This is a genomic window from Stenotrophomonas genospecies 3 (genome assembly GCF_054473855.1).
The window spans coordinates 77,241-89,943 of record NZ_JBTMUR010000016.1 but is presented as its reverse complement, the minus strand read 5'-3'; the positions used below and the strand labels follow the sequence as shown (position 1 = coordinate 89,943).

General features: G+C 67.3%; 13 protein-coding genes. 9 read left to right on the top strand and 4 right to left on the bottom strand.

What is annotated here, in order from left to right; translation table 11 throughout:
• From ACX9OT_RS19080 to map, 4 genes are all read left to right on the top strand, one after another.
• Positions 1-885: an arginase family protein gene (locus tag ACX9OT_RS19080; RefSeq protein WP_459003208.1), complete on the top strand. Its 885-nt coding sequence runs from the start codon at positions 1-3 to the stop codon at positions 883-885.
• A gap of 210 nt (positions 886-1,095) precedes the next feature.
• Positions 1,096-1,455, top strand: a complete 360-nt coding sequence (locus tag ACX9OT_RS19075) for a bleomycin resistance protein (protein ID WP_071228487.1) — start codon at positions 1,096-1,098, stop codon at positions 1,453-1,455.
• Between the two features lie 68 nt (positions 1,456-1,523).
• Entirely contained in the window at positions 1,524-1,736 is a 213-nt protein-coding gene (locus tag ACX9OT_RS19070; protein ID WP_005412680.1) for a ParD-like family protein, read from the top strand.
• A 10-nt stretch (positions 1,737-1,746) separates the two neighbouring features.
• The gene (gene map / locus ACX9OT_RS19065; RefSeq protein ID WP_459003229.1) at positions 1,747-2,529 is read left to right on the top strand and encodes a type I methionyl aminopeptidase; all 783 of its coding nucleotides are present in this window, start codon (positions 1,747-1,749) and stop codon (positions 2,527-2,529) included.
• On the opposite strand, the gene ACX9OT_RS19060 is transcribed toward map, so the two are convergent.
• Together ACX9OT_RS19060 and ACX9OT_RS19055 are read right to left on the bottom strand one after the other, a co-directional pair.
• Positions 2,526-3,194 (bottom strand): hypothetical protein, encoded by a 669-nt coding sequence (locus ACX9OT_RS19060; protein ID WP_032127534.1) that lies wholly within the window; start codon positions 3,192-3,194, stop codon positions 2,526-2,528. The genes map and ACX9OT_RS19060 overlap by 4 nt on opposite strands.
• A 175-nt stretch (positions 3,195-3,369) precedes the next feature.
• The gene (locus ACX9OT_RS19055) at positions 3,370-3,990 is read right to left on the bottom strand and encodes a LysE/ArgO family amino acid transporter (RefSeq protein WP_032127535.1); all 621 of its coding nucleotides are present in this window, start codon (positions 3,988-3,990) and stop codon (positions 3,370-3,372) included.
• Between the two features lie 106 nt (positions 3,991-4,096).
• Here ACX9OT_RS19055 and ACX9OT_RS19050 point away from each other — a divergent pair, with 106 nt between their 5' ends.
• The 5 genes from ACX9OT_RS19050 to ACX9OT_RS19030 all read left to right on the top strand — a co-directional run bounded on the left by ACX9OT_RS19050 (position 4,097) and on the right by ACX9OT_RS19030 (position 9,771).
• Positions 4,097-4,990, top strand: coding sequence for a LysR family transcriptional regulator ArgP (locus tag ACX9OT_RS19050; protein WP_459003205.1), 894 nt, complete (start codon positions 4,097-4,099; stop codon positions 4,988-4,990).
• Between the two features lie 78 nt (positions 4,991-5,068).
• On the top strand, positions 5,069-6,469 hold the full coding sequence (locus tag ACX9OT_RS19045) for a TolC family protein (protein WP_459003203.1): 1,401 nt from the start codon (positions 5,069-5,071) through the stop codon (positions 6,467-6,469).
• Positions 6,462-7,475: an HlyD family secretion protein gene (locus ACX9OT_RS19040; RefSeq protein ID WP_032127538.1), complete on the top strand. Its 1,014-nt coding sequence runs from the start codon at positions 6,462-6,464 to the stop codon at positions 7,473-7,475. The genes ACX9OT_RS19045 and ACX9OT_RS19040 overlap by 8 nt, the downstream gene beginning before the upstream one ends.
• A complete protein-coding gene (locus ACX9OT_RS19035; protein WP_459003201.1) occupies positions 7,460-8,647 on the top strand; it encodes an ABC transporter permease in 1,188 nt (395 codons plus the stop codon). The genes ACX9OT_RS19040 and ACX9OT_RS19035 overlap by 16 nt, the downstream gene beginning before the upstream one ends.
• Positions 8,644-9,771: an ABC transporter permease gene (locus tag ACX9OT_RS19030; RefSeq protein ID WP_459003199.1), complete on the top strand. Its 1,128-nt coding sequence runs from the start codon at positions 8,644-8,646 to the stop codon at positions 9,769-9,771. Before ACX9OT_RS19035 ends, ACX9OT_RS19030 begins: the two co-directional genes overlap by 4 nt.
• A gap of 126 nt (positions 9,772-9,897) precedes the next feature.
• On the opposite strand, the gene ACX9OT_RS19025 is transcribed toward ACX9OT_RS19030, so the two are convergent.
• Together ACX9OT_RS19025 and ACX9OT_RS19020 are read right to left on the bottom strand one after the other, a co-directional pair.
• On the bottom strand, positions 9,898-10,266 hold the full coding sequence (locus tag ACX9OT_RS19025; RefSeq protein WP_032127541.1) for a glycine zipper 2TM domain-containing protein: 369 nt from the start codon (positions 10,264-10,266) through the stop codon (positions 9,898-9,900).
• A 166-nt stretch (positions 10,267-10,432) separates the two neighbouring features.
• Entirely contained in the window at positions 10,433-12,655 is a 2,223-nt protein-coding gene (locus ACX9OT_RS19020) for a methyl-accepting chemotaxis protein (protein WP_121503890.1), read from the bottom strand.
• Positions 12,656-12,703: the final 48 nt, after the last annotated feature.

The window sequence follows — 12,703 nt, the reverse complement described above, 5'->3', positions numbered from 1 at the left end:
ATGCCATTGCGTTCCCCGCTGATCCTGGACCTGGACGGTGGCGTGCTGCCGCTGCCAGAGGCGCAGACCCTGGCCCTGCCGCAATGGCACGATCCACTGCGCTTCGCCTGCCGCAATGCCACCCTGAACCGTTTCGCCACTGAAGTGCTGGCACCGTTGCCGGCCCAGCTCGGCACGGTAATGCTCGGCAGTGGCGACTTCCACCACCTCAGCCTGCCGCTGCTGCAGCGCATGCGCACGCAGGCGCCGTTCCAGCTGGTGGTGCTGGACAACCATCCGGACAACATGCGCTTCCCGTTCGGCATGCACTGCGGGTCGTGGGTGAACGCCGCCAGCAAGCTGCCGCAGATCTCGCACATCCACGTGCTCGGCATCACCTCCAGCGACATCGGCCTCGGCCATGCCTGGGAGAACCACTGGCGCCCGCTGATGAGCGGCCGGCTGACGTACTGGTGCATGGACGTGGACGTGGGCTGGGGGCATCGTCTCGGCATGGGCCACGCCTTCCGCCGGTTCGAGCACCCGGAGGCACTGGTCGCCGCGTTCGCCGCCGAGCAGGCCAAGTCGCCGCAACCGACCTACCTGTCGATCGACAAGGATGTGTTCGCCGAGGACGTCGCCCGCAGCAACTGGGACCAGGGTCGCTTCCAGCTGGAACACGCACTGGTGGTGATCGAAGCGCTGCGCGCCGGCGGCCTGGTCGGCAGTGACATCACCGGCGAAGTGTCGCTGGCCAACTACCAGAGCCGCTTCAAGCGCTGGCTGTCGTCGCTGGATGGCCAGCCTGACGTCAGCGCCAAGGATCTACCTGTGTGGCAGGCGCGGCACCAGCAGGTGAACCGCGAGCTGCTGGCGGCGATGGCCGCAGTGCCGACGGCCTGCTGACCGCTTCCGTTAGTGCCGGCTGCTGGCCAGCGTGGCTTCGTCGGTAGTGCCGGCCGCTGGCCGGCAATGCCAACCAAGGTTGGCAACTACCAGACCCAGGCAGCGGCGGTCGTGCCGGCCGCTGGCCGGCAACCTCATTGTTCCCGGGCTCACGGGGATGCCGGCCAGCGGCCGGCACTACACTGGACGCCTGCCCCAGGAGCCCTCGCCATGCCCCAGACCGTCATCCCCCAGCTGCGCATGCGCCACGCCGACACCACCCTGCCGTTCTACGTGCAGGGACTGGGCTTCGTGGTTGACTGGGAACACCGCTTCGAACCCGGCTTCCCGCTGTTCGCCCAGCTCACCCGCGACGGCCAGACGATCTTCCTCACCGAACACAGCGGCGACTGCGAGGTCGGCGGCGCGGTGTACTTCATCGTCGAGGACGTCGACGCCCTGCACCGCGCCTTCAGCGCCGCAGGCGTCCCCATCGAACAGCCGCCGCATGACACCGAATGGGGCAGCCGCGAGATGCTGCTGCGTGACCCCGACGGCAACCGCCTGCGCTTCGCCACCGACGCGAGCTGAACCGGGCGGCCTTGAGCCGGATATACGAAACATATACGCTTCGTATACCCCCTCCTTCAGGACCGCCCATGGGCATCGTCAACATCGATGACACCCTGCACGACCAGCTGCGCCGTGCCTGTACCGTCTCCAGCCGCTCGATCAACGCCCAGGCCAACTTCTGGATCCGGGTCGGCATGCTGTGCGAGCTGAACCCCACGCTGAGCTTCCAGGACATCGTCGCCAGCGAGCTGCGCGCGGCCGGCGTGCAGCCCCCGTTGCTGCCGCCGGGCCAGGTCTGAGCCAATGGGCATCATCAAGCGCCCCGACGAGATCGCGCTGATGGCCGAATCGGGTCGCCTGCTGGCGCAGGTGTTCGCCGCGCTCGACCAGCTGCCGTTGCAGGGCCGCAGCACGATGGAGATCAACGATTTCGTCGAACGCATGATCGTTGATGAGCTGCAGGCGAGGCCGGCCAGCAAGGGCCAGTACAGCTTCCCGTACGTGCTCAACACCTCGATCGACAACGTTGTCTGCCACGGCGTACCCAGCACCACCGACGTGCTGCGCAACGGCCAGATCGTCAACCTCGACATCACCCTGGAGAAGAACGGCTACATCGCCGACTCCAGCACCACCTATCTGGTCGGTGAGGTCGACTATGCCGCGCGCAGGCTGGTGCAGACCACCTACCAGGCGATGTGGAAAGGCATTGCCGCCGTGCGTCCTGGTGCGCGGCTGGGCGACATCGGCCACGCCATCGCCCGCCACGCGCGCAGCCACGGCTACAGCGTGGTGAAGGAATACTGCGGCCACGGCATCGGCCAGGAGATGCACGAGGAACCGCAGATCCTGCACTACGGCCATCCCAACACCGGCATGGTGCTGGAAGAAGGCATGGTGTTCACCATCGAACCGATGCTCAACCAGGGCAAGCCGGCCATCCGCCAGCAGCCGGACGAATGGCCGGTGTACACCCGCGACGGCAAGCTGTCGGCGCAGTTCGAGCATACGGTGGCAGTCACTCGCAATGGCGTGCGCGTGCTGACCCTGCGCCCCGGCGAGACGCCGCTGTGCGCGGTGGATGCCGCCTAGAGTGGCCGTTGCTGCATCCCGGCACCCTCGTGCACGGCGCGCTTCCGTGCCGTCAGCGGTTCGCGTACCCGCTGTGCCACATAGCCGACGCTGGCTGCGAGAATGAAGGTGTAACCAAGGAGTTCGGTGGTCTCCTCGATGGTGTTCTTGAACACGCGGATGTACTGGTCACCCAGCAGTCCGGTCCACAACGACGTCATGCCGATCAGACGCGAATAGAACAGCAGCAGAACCAGGCCGATCGTCATCACGGTACCCGGCCGGGATACGAGAAAACGCACCAGCGCCGGCATGGCCCGGCGCCAGTCGCGGCTGGCCCAGGCCAGTGAGCCGATGATCAGCACGGCCACCGGGTACTTCCAGAAGCCGTGTGCGATCAGGTCCAGCGCCTCATCCATTTCACGCAGGAGCATGCAGGCGAACAGCGCGGCCGCCAGAACGGCAAAGGCCCGATCATCGGCACGTCGCAATGCAAGCCGGACGAAGGCAGCCACGCTGGCGACCAGGAAGCCTTCCTGGGTCAGTTCGACCAGCGACCACTCGCCGACTGCATTGCCCAGCCAATGGATGTCGAGCCAGGCCAACGCAGGCGGAAGCGCCATCATCAGGCCGAACAGGAAGGTGCGCCCCAAGTGGGACAGGAGCAGCTGTAGATTGTCTTTCATGCAACACCGATGCCGCGCCGTGGCGGTCGTACAACGAGAACACAGGCGACCGGGGGGCTGCCGAACGACGGCATGCGCGGCGGGGTCGCGACCAGGCGCGCATTATCCGCGCTGTATCCGGCCACGTGAACCGTACCGGTGGAACACATACGCAACACCGGCGTACGTCACGCACTCATGGCGATAAAGGACGCAGCAGCAACAACGTCGCCAGGCAGAACATGAAGATCGCCACGCCTGCATCCAGCACACGCCAGGCGCCCGGCCTGCGGAACACCGGCTGCAACAGGCGCGCGCCATAGCCCAGCGTGCAGAACCAGACCACACTGGCAATGCAGGCACCGGCGGCGAAGGCCCAGCGCAGATCGCCCGGGTAACGCGTGGACAGACTGCCCAGCAGCACCACGGTATCCAGATAGACGTGCGGGTTGAGCAGGGTGAAGGCCAGGCAGGTCAGCAGTACCTGCCGTCCGCTGCCGCCCTGCGCCTCGGCGGCGGCCAGCGCACTGCCACCGCGCCATGCGCGGAGCCCCGCCTGCAGGCCATACCAGAGCAGGAAGCCCGCACCACCGAAGCGCAGCACCTGCAGCAGCAGCGGCCACTGCAGCACCAGCGCGCCCATGCCGCCGACGCCGGCCAGGATCAGCACGATGTCCGCGCCGGCACAGGCCAGCACCACCCTGCCCACATGGCGCTGCTGCAGGCCCTGGCGCAGCACGAAGGCGTTCTGCGCACCGATGGCGATGATCAGGCCGGCACCTGCGAACAGGCCGGCGGCGGTAGCGGCGATCCACATCAGGACAGGCCAGGCAGCGAGGGGACGCGCAGGGTGCGGCCGCTGACCCTGTTTAGACAATCTGATTTTTCTTTATCCTGTGCAGGAAAACTGAAGAGGCACCGGGATGGATCTGGTACATCCGCAACTGGCCGCGTTTGCTGCGGTGCTGGAAGAAGGCAGCTTCGACGCCGCGGCACGCCGCCTGTCGATCAGCCCGTCGGCCCTGTCGCAGCGGATCAAGGCCCTGGAGGACAGGCTCGGCCAGGTCCTGGTCGTGCGCCAGGCACCGTGCCGGCCGACCACCGCGGGCGAAGCACTGCTGCGCCGGGTCCGGCCGATGCAGGCCCTGGAGGCCGAGGCATTGGCCGAGCTGCTGCCCGAGCGTGGCAGCGACGCTGCGCGCACGCCGATCCCCCTGGCGGTCAACGACGACTCGCTTGATACCTGGTTCGTGCCGGCCATCGCCGAACTGCACCAGCGCCATGGCTACCTGTTCGACCTGCGCATGGACGACCAGGATCACACCCTGCAGCTGCTGCGCGATGGCAGCGTGCTCGGCGCGGTCACCGCCGAAAGCCAGCCGGTAAAAGGCTGCAACGTGCACCCGCTCGGCGCGATGCGCTACCACGCTGTCGCCTCGCCCGGCTTCGCCCGCCAGTACTTCCGCGACGGCATGCAGGCTGCGGCACTGGCGCGTGCACCGATGCTGGTGTTCAACCGCAAGGATGAACTGCAATGGCGCTTCGTGCGGCGCCTGACCCGCGCCCGCCTGCAGCCACCGCTACACTACCTGCCCTCCTCCACCGGTTTCGTCGAAGCCGCTGCGTGCGGACTCGGCTGGGGCATGGCCCCGGAAACCCTGGTTGCGCCCGCCTTGCGCGCGGGCCGCGTGGTGGTACTGGAACCCCGCCGCTGGCTCGATGTGCCGCTGTACTGGCAGCATGCCGCCGTACGCTCAAGCACGCTGCAGCACATCACCCAGGCGCTGCGCACTGCGGCCAGCGGCACCCTACGATGAGGACAATCCAATGACCGCAGACCCGGGCTTCACGCCGCGCGCACTACCGTTTGCGCACTTCTTCACCACTGGGACGGCATGGGCGTGATCGGCCGACGTACAAGGATGCACGGCGCGAGGGCCGCGCTGGCGCTGGCAGCCTGCCTGCCACTGGCTGCAGCGGCGCAGACTCTCACCGATGCACCCGCATTGGACTGGGAACAGGCGCGGCAGCGCCTGGAGCAGGTCTCCGATGCACTGGCCGCCGCTGATGCAGCGGTGCGCAACAAGCAGGACCTGCAGGACGCCACCCGCCTGCTGCGCCTGCCGGAGATCACCGGCGAAGTGCGCCGGCTGCAGTTCCAGAAGACCCTCACCCTGCCACTGGGCTCGCTGGCGCCGGTGGCCGAGGCCTTTGGCATCGACTCGCCCCTGTCGTTCACCGAACGCGACTGGCGTACCCGCCCGGTGGTGACCGCGGTGCTGCCGCTGTACACCGGCGGCGTGATTCCGGCTGCGCAACGTGCGGCCAGCGCCGCCCACGAACAGGCCAGTGCCGAGCGCGAGGCTCAGCGCCAATCGCTGACCGTACAGCTGGCCCAGGCTTATTTCGGCCAACGCCTGGCCGAGCAGGCAGTGGATGTGCGCCGCGACGTACGCGATGGCCTCAACCGCCACCTGTCCGACGCAGAGAAGCTGGAACGCGAGGGCTTCGCCACCCGCGCCCAGCGCCTGCAGGCCACCGTGGCCCGCGACAAGGCCGAGCGCGAATACCAGAAAACGGTGAACGACCTGGCCACGCTGAAGGCGGCGCTGGCCACGCTGTTGCGCAGTGGTGGCGAGGTACAGCCGGTGTCGCCGTTGTTCGTGCAGCGCGTGCCGCTGGAACCGGTGGCCAGCTTTGAGCGTACTGCGCAGGCACGCCAGCCGCAGATCGCACGCCTGCGGGCGATGGTGGCACAGGCCGAACAGGGCGTGCGCGTGCAGCAGGCCAAGCTGAAGCCACAGATCTTCGCCTTCGGCCAGTACGACTTTCGCCGCCGCGACGAGATGCTGACCGATCCGGACTGGGCGTTCGGCATCGGCCTGAAGTACACCTTCCTGTCGCCGAACTCGCGGCCGGCGCAGATCAGCGCCGCGCGTGCACAGCAGGACCAGGCCGAAGCGGGCCTGCGCGAGGCCGAGAACCAGGTCGCACTGGGCGTGCGCAAGGCCTGGAACGAGCTGGAAACCGCGCGCCAGCAGTACGTGCTGCTCGACAGCAGCATCGCCCAGGCACAGGAAAACCTGCGCCTGCAGGAGCTGGCGTTCCGCGAAGGCCAGGCGACTTCGCTGGATGTGATCGACGCGCGGCTCGGCCTCGGCGGCGCCCGCGTCGAGCGCGCACAGGCCGCCTACCAATACGATATTGCGCTGGCACAGTTGCTGGAGGTCAGTGGACAGATGGACCGTTTCGAAGAGTTCCGGCGGCGTGCGGACGAGGTGATCGACCATGAGTGATGTGCTGCACGACGATGCAACGACGCCCCCGGCCAAGCGCCGCCTGGGCCCGATCCTGATAGTGGTGCTGCTGGTCGTGGTGGTGCTCGGCCTGTGGCTGGCCTGGCGCAGCCCGGCCGACCAGATCCAGGGCATGGCCGATGCCGACACCATCAACGTGGCCGCCAAGATCACCGCGCGCGTGGCCGAACTGAAGGTGCGCGAGGGCGACCGCGTGCAGCCCGGGCAGGTGCTGTTCCTGCTCGACAGCCCCGAAGTGGCCGCCAAGGAACAGCAGGCGCACGGCGCATTGGCCGCCGCACAGGCGGTGGCCGACAAGGCCGACGAAGGTGCGCGCAGCGAGGACATCCGCGCCGCCGAAGCCAACTGGAAGCGGGCTGAAGCTGGTGCGACGCTGGCTGAAGCCACCTACCAGCGCGTGCAGAACCTGTTCAACGAAGGGGTGATGACCCGGCAGAAGCGCGATGAAGCGCATGCCCAGGCCACCAGCTCGCGCGAACTGGCGCGTGCCGCCCGCGCGCAGTACGACATGGCCTTGGCCGGCGCACGCGAGCAGGACAAGCGTGCCGCGCAGGGCCAGGTGCAACAGGCACAGGGCGCGGTGGCCGAAGTCAACGCCGCGCGTGTCGAAGTGGAAGGGCGCGCGCCGGTGGCCGGCGAGATCAACAAGCGCATGGCCGACCCGGGTGAACTGGTGCCGGCCGGCTACCCGGTGTTCACCCTGGTCGACATCGACCGCATGTGGGTGGCGATGAACCTGCGCGAATCGCAGATGCAGGGCCTGAAGGTCGGCAGCAAGCTGCAGGGCAGCGTGCCGGCGCTTGGCCAGGACGGCGAGTTCGAGGTCTATTTCATCAATCCGGCCGGTGACTATGCGACCTGGCGGACCACCCGCCAGTCGTCCGGCTACGACGTCCGCAGCTTCGAGGTGCGGGTGCGCCCGGTACGCCGCATCGAGGGCTTCCGCCCCGGCATGAGCGTGCTGTTCGCATGGCCCCAGCACTGAGCCCCGACAGCAGCAGCTTCGCCGCCAGCTGGCGGCGCGAGCTGCGGTCGCTGCGCGGCAACCGCGCCGACCTGCTGCTGGTCACCCTGCTGCCGCTGCTGATGCTGGCCGTGATGGCGTGGATGTTCACGCCCTCGGTGATGCGCGACATCCCGATCGCCGTGGTCGACCTCGACCACAGCAGCGACAGCCGCCTGCTGCTGCGCATGCTCGATGCCAGCCCCGGCGTGCGCATCGCCAGCCAGCCGGTGGACCTGGAAGACGCACGTTCGCAGCTGCGTCGGCTGGATGTGTTCGCCATCGTACTGGTGCCGCGCGATGTCACCCGGCAGGCATTGCGTGGACGCCAGGGCACCGTGTTCGCCTATTACAACGCCACCTACATGACCACCGGCCAGTCCGCGGCGCGCGATATCGGCGACGCGGTCTCGGCCTGGAACGCGCGCCTGCTGCGCGAGCGCATCGGCCTGCAGGTCGGCCCGGCCAAGCTGCGTGCGGCACCGATCGCGGTGCAGTCGGACATCCTGTACAACCCAGCGCGCAGCTACGAGCTGTTCCTGCTGCCGCTGATCTTCCCGGCAGTGCTGTCGCTGGTGCTGGCACTTGCGGTGGCCGGCAGCCTCGGCCGCGAGATCCGCGACGGCACCCTGCCCGCCTGGCTGGGCCGCACGCCGTGGCTGGCGATTGCCGGCAAGGTCGCGCCGTACATCCTGCTGTTCTCGCTGTATGGCGCGCTCGGCATCGGTTACCTGGCCTGGCTGCGCGGCGACGGTGTGGCCGGCAGCGTGCTCCTGCTGCTGCTCGCTCAACCCCTGTTCTATCTGGCCACCGCCGCCTACGCGTTGTTCTTCGTCGGCGTCACCCGCGACATGGGTACCGCGCTGTCCGCGGTCGGCCTCAGCATCGGTACTGCACTGGCATTTTCCAGCGCCACCTTCCCGGTGCTGGACGGGCCGTTATTCACCCGCGTCTGGCATCAGCTGCTGCCGCTCAGCGCCTATATCAAGCTGCAGACCCAGCAACAGTTCATCGGTTCGCCGCTGCAGGTTTCGGTATGGCCGATGGCCACGTTGCTGCTGATGTCAGTGGTGGCTGGCGGCATCGGTGGGCTGCGCCTGATCGCCTTCGCGCGTACGCCCGAAGCCGCGCAACCGGCGGGGGCCGACGCATGAGCGCACTGTGGCGCAGCCTGCGGCAGACCCTGATGGCGGTACTGTGCGACCGCTATGCGATCGTAGTGATGGTCGGCGCGGTAATCCTGTACTCGTTCTTCTACCCGGCCGCGTATCGCCACCAGGTGGCCGGCAACCTGCCGGTACTGGTGGTGGATGAAGACCACAGTGCCACCAGCCGCGAGCTGCTGCGAAAGCTCGACGCGTTGCGGGTCGCACGCGTGGTCGGGCAACCGGCGGACATCGACAGCGCGCGCCAGCAGCTGGAAGCCGGTCATGCCGAAGGCATCGTGCTGATCCCGGCCAACCTGGAGCGCGACATCCTGCGCGGCCATCCGGCCAAGCTGGTGCTGCTCGGCAACGGTGCCTACCTGGGCCGTGCCAGCTGGGTGCTGGGCAGCGTGGCCGATGCACTGGGTGCCTTCGGTCGTGACGCCGTGGTCGGCCAGGCCGCCTTCATGGGCGCGCCGCAGGCACCACCGGTGACCCTGGTGCAGCGCCCGCTGTACAACACCCAGGAAGGCTATGGCAGCGCCATCGTGCCCGGCGTGGCCGAGCTGATCGTGCACCAGACCCTGCTGATGGGCATCGGCGTCCTGCTCGGCGGCCGTCGTCTCGCGCTCGGCCGCCGCCTGCGCTTCGACCTGCCGACGCTGGCCGGTATGGCACTGGGCTTCGGCCTGATCGGCCTGTTCGGCCTGTTCTATTACGCCGGCTTCACCGCCTGGGTGCAGGACTATCCGCGCGGCGGCAACCCGCTGGGCCAGCTACTGGGCGGCACCTTGTTCATCGCCGCCACCGTGGCCTTCGGCCTGTTCGTCGGCAGCTTCTTCCGAACCCGCGAACGCGCCTTCCAGTACATCATCGCCACCTCGATCCCGCTGTTCTTCCTCGCCAACCTGTCGTGGCCGGCGGTGATGACGCCACAACCGCTGGTCTGGCTGGCGCAGCTTCTGCCGACCACCTCGGGCATCAACCTGATGGTGCGCCTGAACCAGATGGACGCCAGCCTGGCCGAAGTCAGCCATGAACTGATCACCCTCAGCGCCCTGCTGCTGCTCTACGGTGCCCTCGCCGCCTGGCGCCTCCTCGCAAAAAAGGGGACGGAGGGGATTAAGTCGTAAACGGCAGATTGGGGGATTACGACTTAATCCCCTCCGTCCCCTTTTTCCGTAACGACGAACGCCGGCGCTGGGCCGGCGTTCGAGTACTGCGGTGTGGAAGGGGAAGCGGGGTCTGGCTGCGATCGATCAGCGGTAGACGCGTTCGCAGCGGCGTTCCACCACGCGGTCGCCGTTCTTCTGCTGGCTGTTGCCCTGGATCTGGCGACCGGCTGCACCACCGGCGACGGCGCCTGCCACGGTGGCCAGCTTCTTGCCGTTGCCGCCACCTACCTGGTTGCCGAGCAGGCCACCGATCACGGCGCCGGTAGCGGTACCCGTGATGCGGTTCGGATCGCGCGAGTTGCGCTGCACTTCCACGTTCTTGCAGACCACGCGGCTGCCGTCGTTGAACTTGCGTCCCTCATCGCGCGGGCCATAGGTCTGCGCGCCGGCCACCGACGAAGCCGCCAGCAGGGTGCCCAGCACAAGCAATCGGGTCGAGGTCTTCATGGCCATCTCCTGAGTTCCGGTATGGCGCCAGTGTCCTCCCGCAGTTGGCAACCGGAAGTGAAATGCGCGTGTCCGCCACTTCATCGGCCATCGCACGTTCAGGAAGAAAATCCGCGCCCATCGCGACCAGCCGTCGCGATGGGCGCCGTCTCCCTGCCGGCGTGCTGCCTTGCTAGAACTCTTCCCAGCCACCCGCATTGGCGGCCAGCGTCGGCTCGATCCGCGGCGACAGCACCGCGGGCCGGCGTACCGGCGCAACCGATGCCGCCACGGCAGCCAGCGCCGGGCGCACCGCGGCGGCGGCGGTCACAGCCCCCGTGCGGAACACCGAAACCGCCTCGGCCAGCAGGTTGGCCTGCTCCTCCATCGAGCGCGCCGCAGCACTGGCTTCTTCGACCAGCGCCGCATTCTGCTGCGTGGTCTCATCCATCTGCACCACCGCCTGGTTGACCTGTTCGATGCCCGAGCTCTGCTCCTGGGAGGCAGCAGAGATATCGGCCATGATGTCGGTCACGCGCTGCACCGAGGCCACGATCTCGCCCATCGTGGTGCCCGCCTGGCGGACCAGCGCCGAGCCGTCGGCGACCTTGCCGACCGAATCCTCGATCAGCCCCTTGATCTCCTTGGCCGCACCCGCCGAGCGCTGCGCCAGCGTACGCACTTCGCTGGCCACCACCGCAAAGCCCCTGCCCTGCTCGCCGGCGCGCGCAGCTTCGACCGCCGCGTTCAGCGCGAGGATATTGGTCTGGAAGGCGATGCCGTCGATGACGCTGATGATCTCGGCGATCTTCTTCGACGATGCCTCGATGGCCGACATCGTGGTGACCACCTGGCCCACCACTTCACCGCCCTGGGAGGCAACACCATGCGCGCCGATGGCCAATTGGTTGGCCTGCCGTGCATGCTCGGCATTCTGCTTCACGGTGGAGGTCAGTTCCTCCATCGATGCTGCCGTTTCTTCCAGGTTCGCCGCCTGCTGTTCGGTACGCCGCGACAGGTCGGTGTTGCCCGAAGCGATTTCACCTGCGGCCAGATTGATGCTGGAGGCGCTGGACTGGATGCGGCCGACGATCTGCTTGAGCTGGTCGACGGTGGCGTTGCAGTCATCACGCATGCGCGCGAACACGCCATGGAAATCACCCTGCATGCGCACGGTCAGGTCGCCGCGCGAGATGGCCTGCAGCAGGGTCGACACCTGCACCAGGTTCTCGTCGGTGGTCTGCATCAGGCGGTTGAGCCCGGCCACCATGTCGCGGAAATCATAGGCGAAGCGATCTTCGTCGCCGCGCAGGCTGAAGTCGCCTGCCGCGGCCGCTGTCGCCAACCGGCGGATCTCGCTGTTGATCGCCGACAGGCTGGACTTGGTTTCGTCCATCGCCTGGGTGATCGCCGCCTTCTCGCCGGGCAGCGGGTCCATGTCCACCGACAGATCGCCGCGTGCGTAGTGTTTCATCACCTCGATCAGCCGGTTCTGTACCTGCACGTGCGATCCAACCAGCGCATTGGTCTCATGCACCATGCGCCCGTAGTCACCGGGGAATGCGCTTTCGTCCATGCGGTAGCTGAGGCTGCCGGCATCGTGCTGGCGGGCCAGCTCCCCCTGTGCCGCCATCACCGACTGCAGCTGTGCCTGCATGCGCTGCATCGACTTCAGCAGCTGGGTCACCTCGTCGTTGCCGGTGGCGTCGATGCTGCTGTCCAGGCGGCCACTGGCGATGCCGTCGGCCAGCTTCACCGCTCCTTCCAGCGGGCGGGTCAGGCTGCGGGTGATCGCCCAGGCCGCCAACGTCCCCAGCAACAGGCTCAGTGCCCCGAACGCGATCGACAGCGTGCCGGTCCACGATTCGGTTGCGCGGTACTCTTCGCGGCTGCGTTCGGTCAGTGTTTCCTGGTGGCGCAGCAGGGCCGAAATGGATTCATTCCAGGCCGTTGCCAATCCGTGCTCGGCCAGCAGCTCCTTCGCTGCACCATCGAAATCCCCCGCCTTCATGCGCTCATGCAATTGCTGGGTTGATGCATCGGTGGCCTTGCGGGCCGCCTCGATGCGCGCGACCAGGGTATCGCCGGTAGCGTCACGCGGAATCTTGATGTACTTGGCCCAGATACCGTCATAGGTCCGCGACAACTCCTGGGCACGCTGGTAATCCTTGTCGAACTCGTCACCCCGCTTGATCACCATCAGGCGACGATGCATCAGCACCGCGTTGTTGGTATCAAGCATGTCATTCAACAGGCGCATCTTCACCATGTTGACGTCCACCACTTTCTCGAACTGGGCGGATTTCAGCTGATTCCCATACAGCACCAGGCCGACGATGGCCATGATGAACAGCAGCAGCAGACCGAAGCCGGCGCCAAGCCGGGATCCCACACGGAGATTACGTAAGGCAAGCATCTCAATTCCCTTGATCGTGGCCGTACGTTCGATGGCGGCGCAGCGGAG

Coding starts and splice junctions, on each gene's coding strand:
- ACX9OT_RS19075 (WP_071228487.1), top strand. CDS start 1,096: ATGCCCCAGACCGTCATCCCCCAGCTGCGCATGCGCCACGCCGACACC.
- ACX9OT_RS19030 (WP_459003199.1), top strand. CDS start 8,644: ATGAGCGCACTGTGGCGCAGCCTGCGGCAGACCCTGATGGCGGTACTG.
- ACX9OT_RS19070 (WP_005412680.1), top strand. CDS start 1,524: ATGGGCATCGTCAACATCGATGACACCCTGCACGACCAGCTGCGCCGT.
- ACX9OT_RS19055 (WP_032127535.1), bottom strand. CDS start 3,990: ATGTGGATCGCCGCTACCGCCGCCGGCCTGTTCGCAGGTGCCGGCCTG.
- ACX9OT_RS19080 (WP_459003208.1), top strand. CDS start 1: ATGCCATTGCGTTCCCCGCTGATCCTGGACCTGGACGGTGGCGTGCTG.
- ACX9OT_RS19045 (WP_459003203.1), top strand. CDS start 5,069: ATGGGCGTGATCGGCCGACGTACAAGGATGCACGGCGCGAGGGCCGCG.
- ACX9OT_RS19035 (WP_459003201.1), top strand. CDS start 7,460: ATGGCCCCAGCACTGAGCCCCGACAGCAGCAGCTTCGCCGCCAGCTGG.
- ACX9OT_RS19040 (WP_032127538.1), top strand. CDS start 6,462: ATGAGTGATGTGCTGCACGACGATGCAACGACGCCCCCGGCCAAGCGC.
- ACX9OT_RS19025 (WP_032127541.1), bottom strand. CDS start 10,266: ATGGCCATGAAGACCTCGACCCGATTGCTTGTGCTGGGCACCCTGCTG.
- ACX9OT_RS19020 (WP_121503890.1), bottom strand. CDS start 12,655: ATGCTTGCCTTACGTAATCTCCGTGTGGGATCCCGGCTTGGCGCCGGC.
- ACX9OT_RS19050 (WP_459003205.1), top strand. CDS start 4,097: ATGGATCTGGTACATCCGCAACTGGCCGCGTTTGCTGCGGTGCTGGAA.
- ACX9OT_RS19060 (WP_032127534.1), bottom strand. CDS start 3,194: ATGAAAGACAATCTACAGCTGCTCCTGTCCCACTTGGGGCGCACCTTC.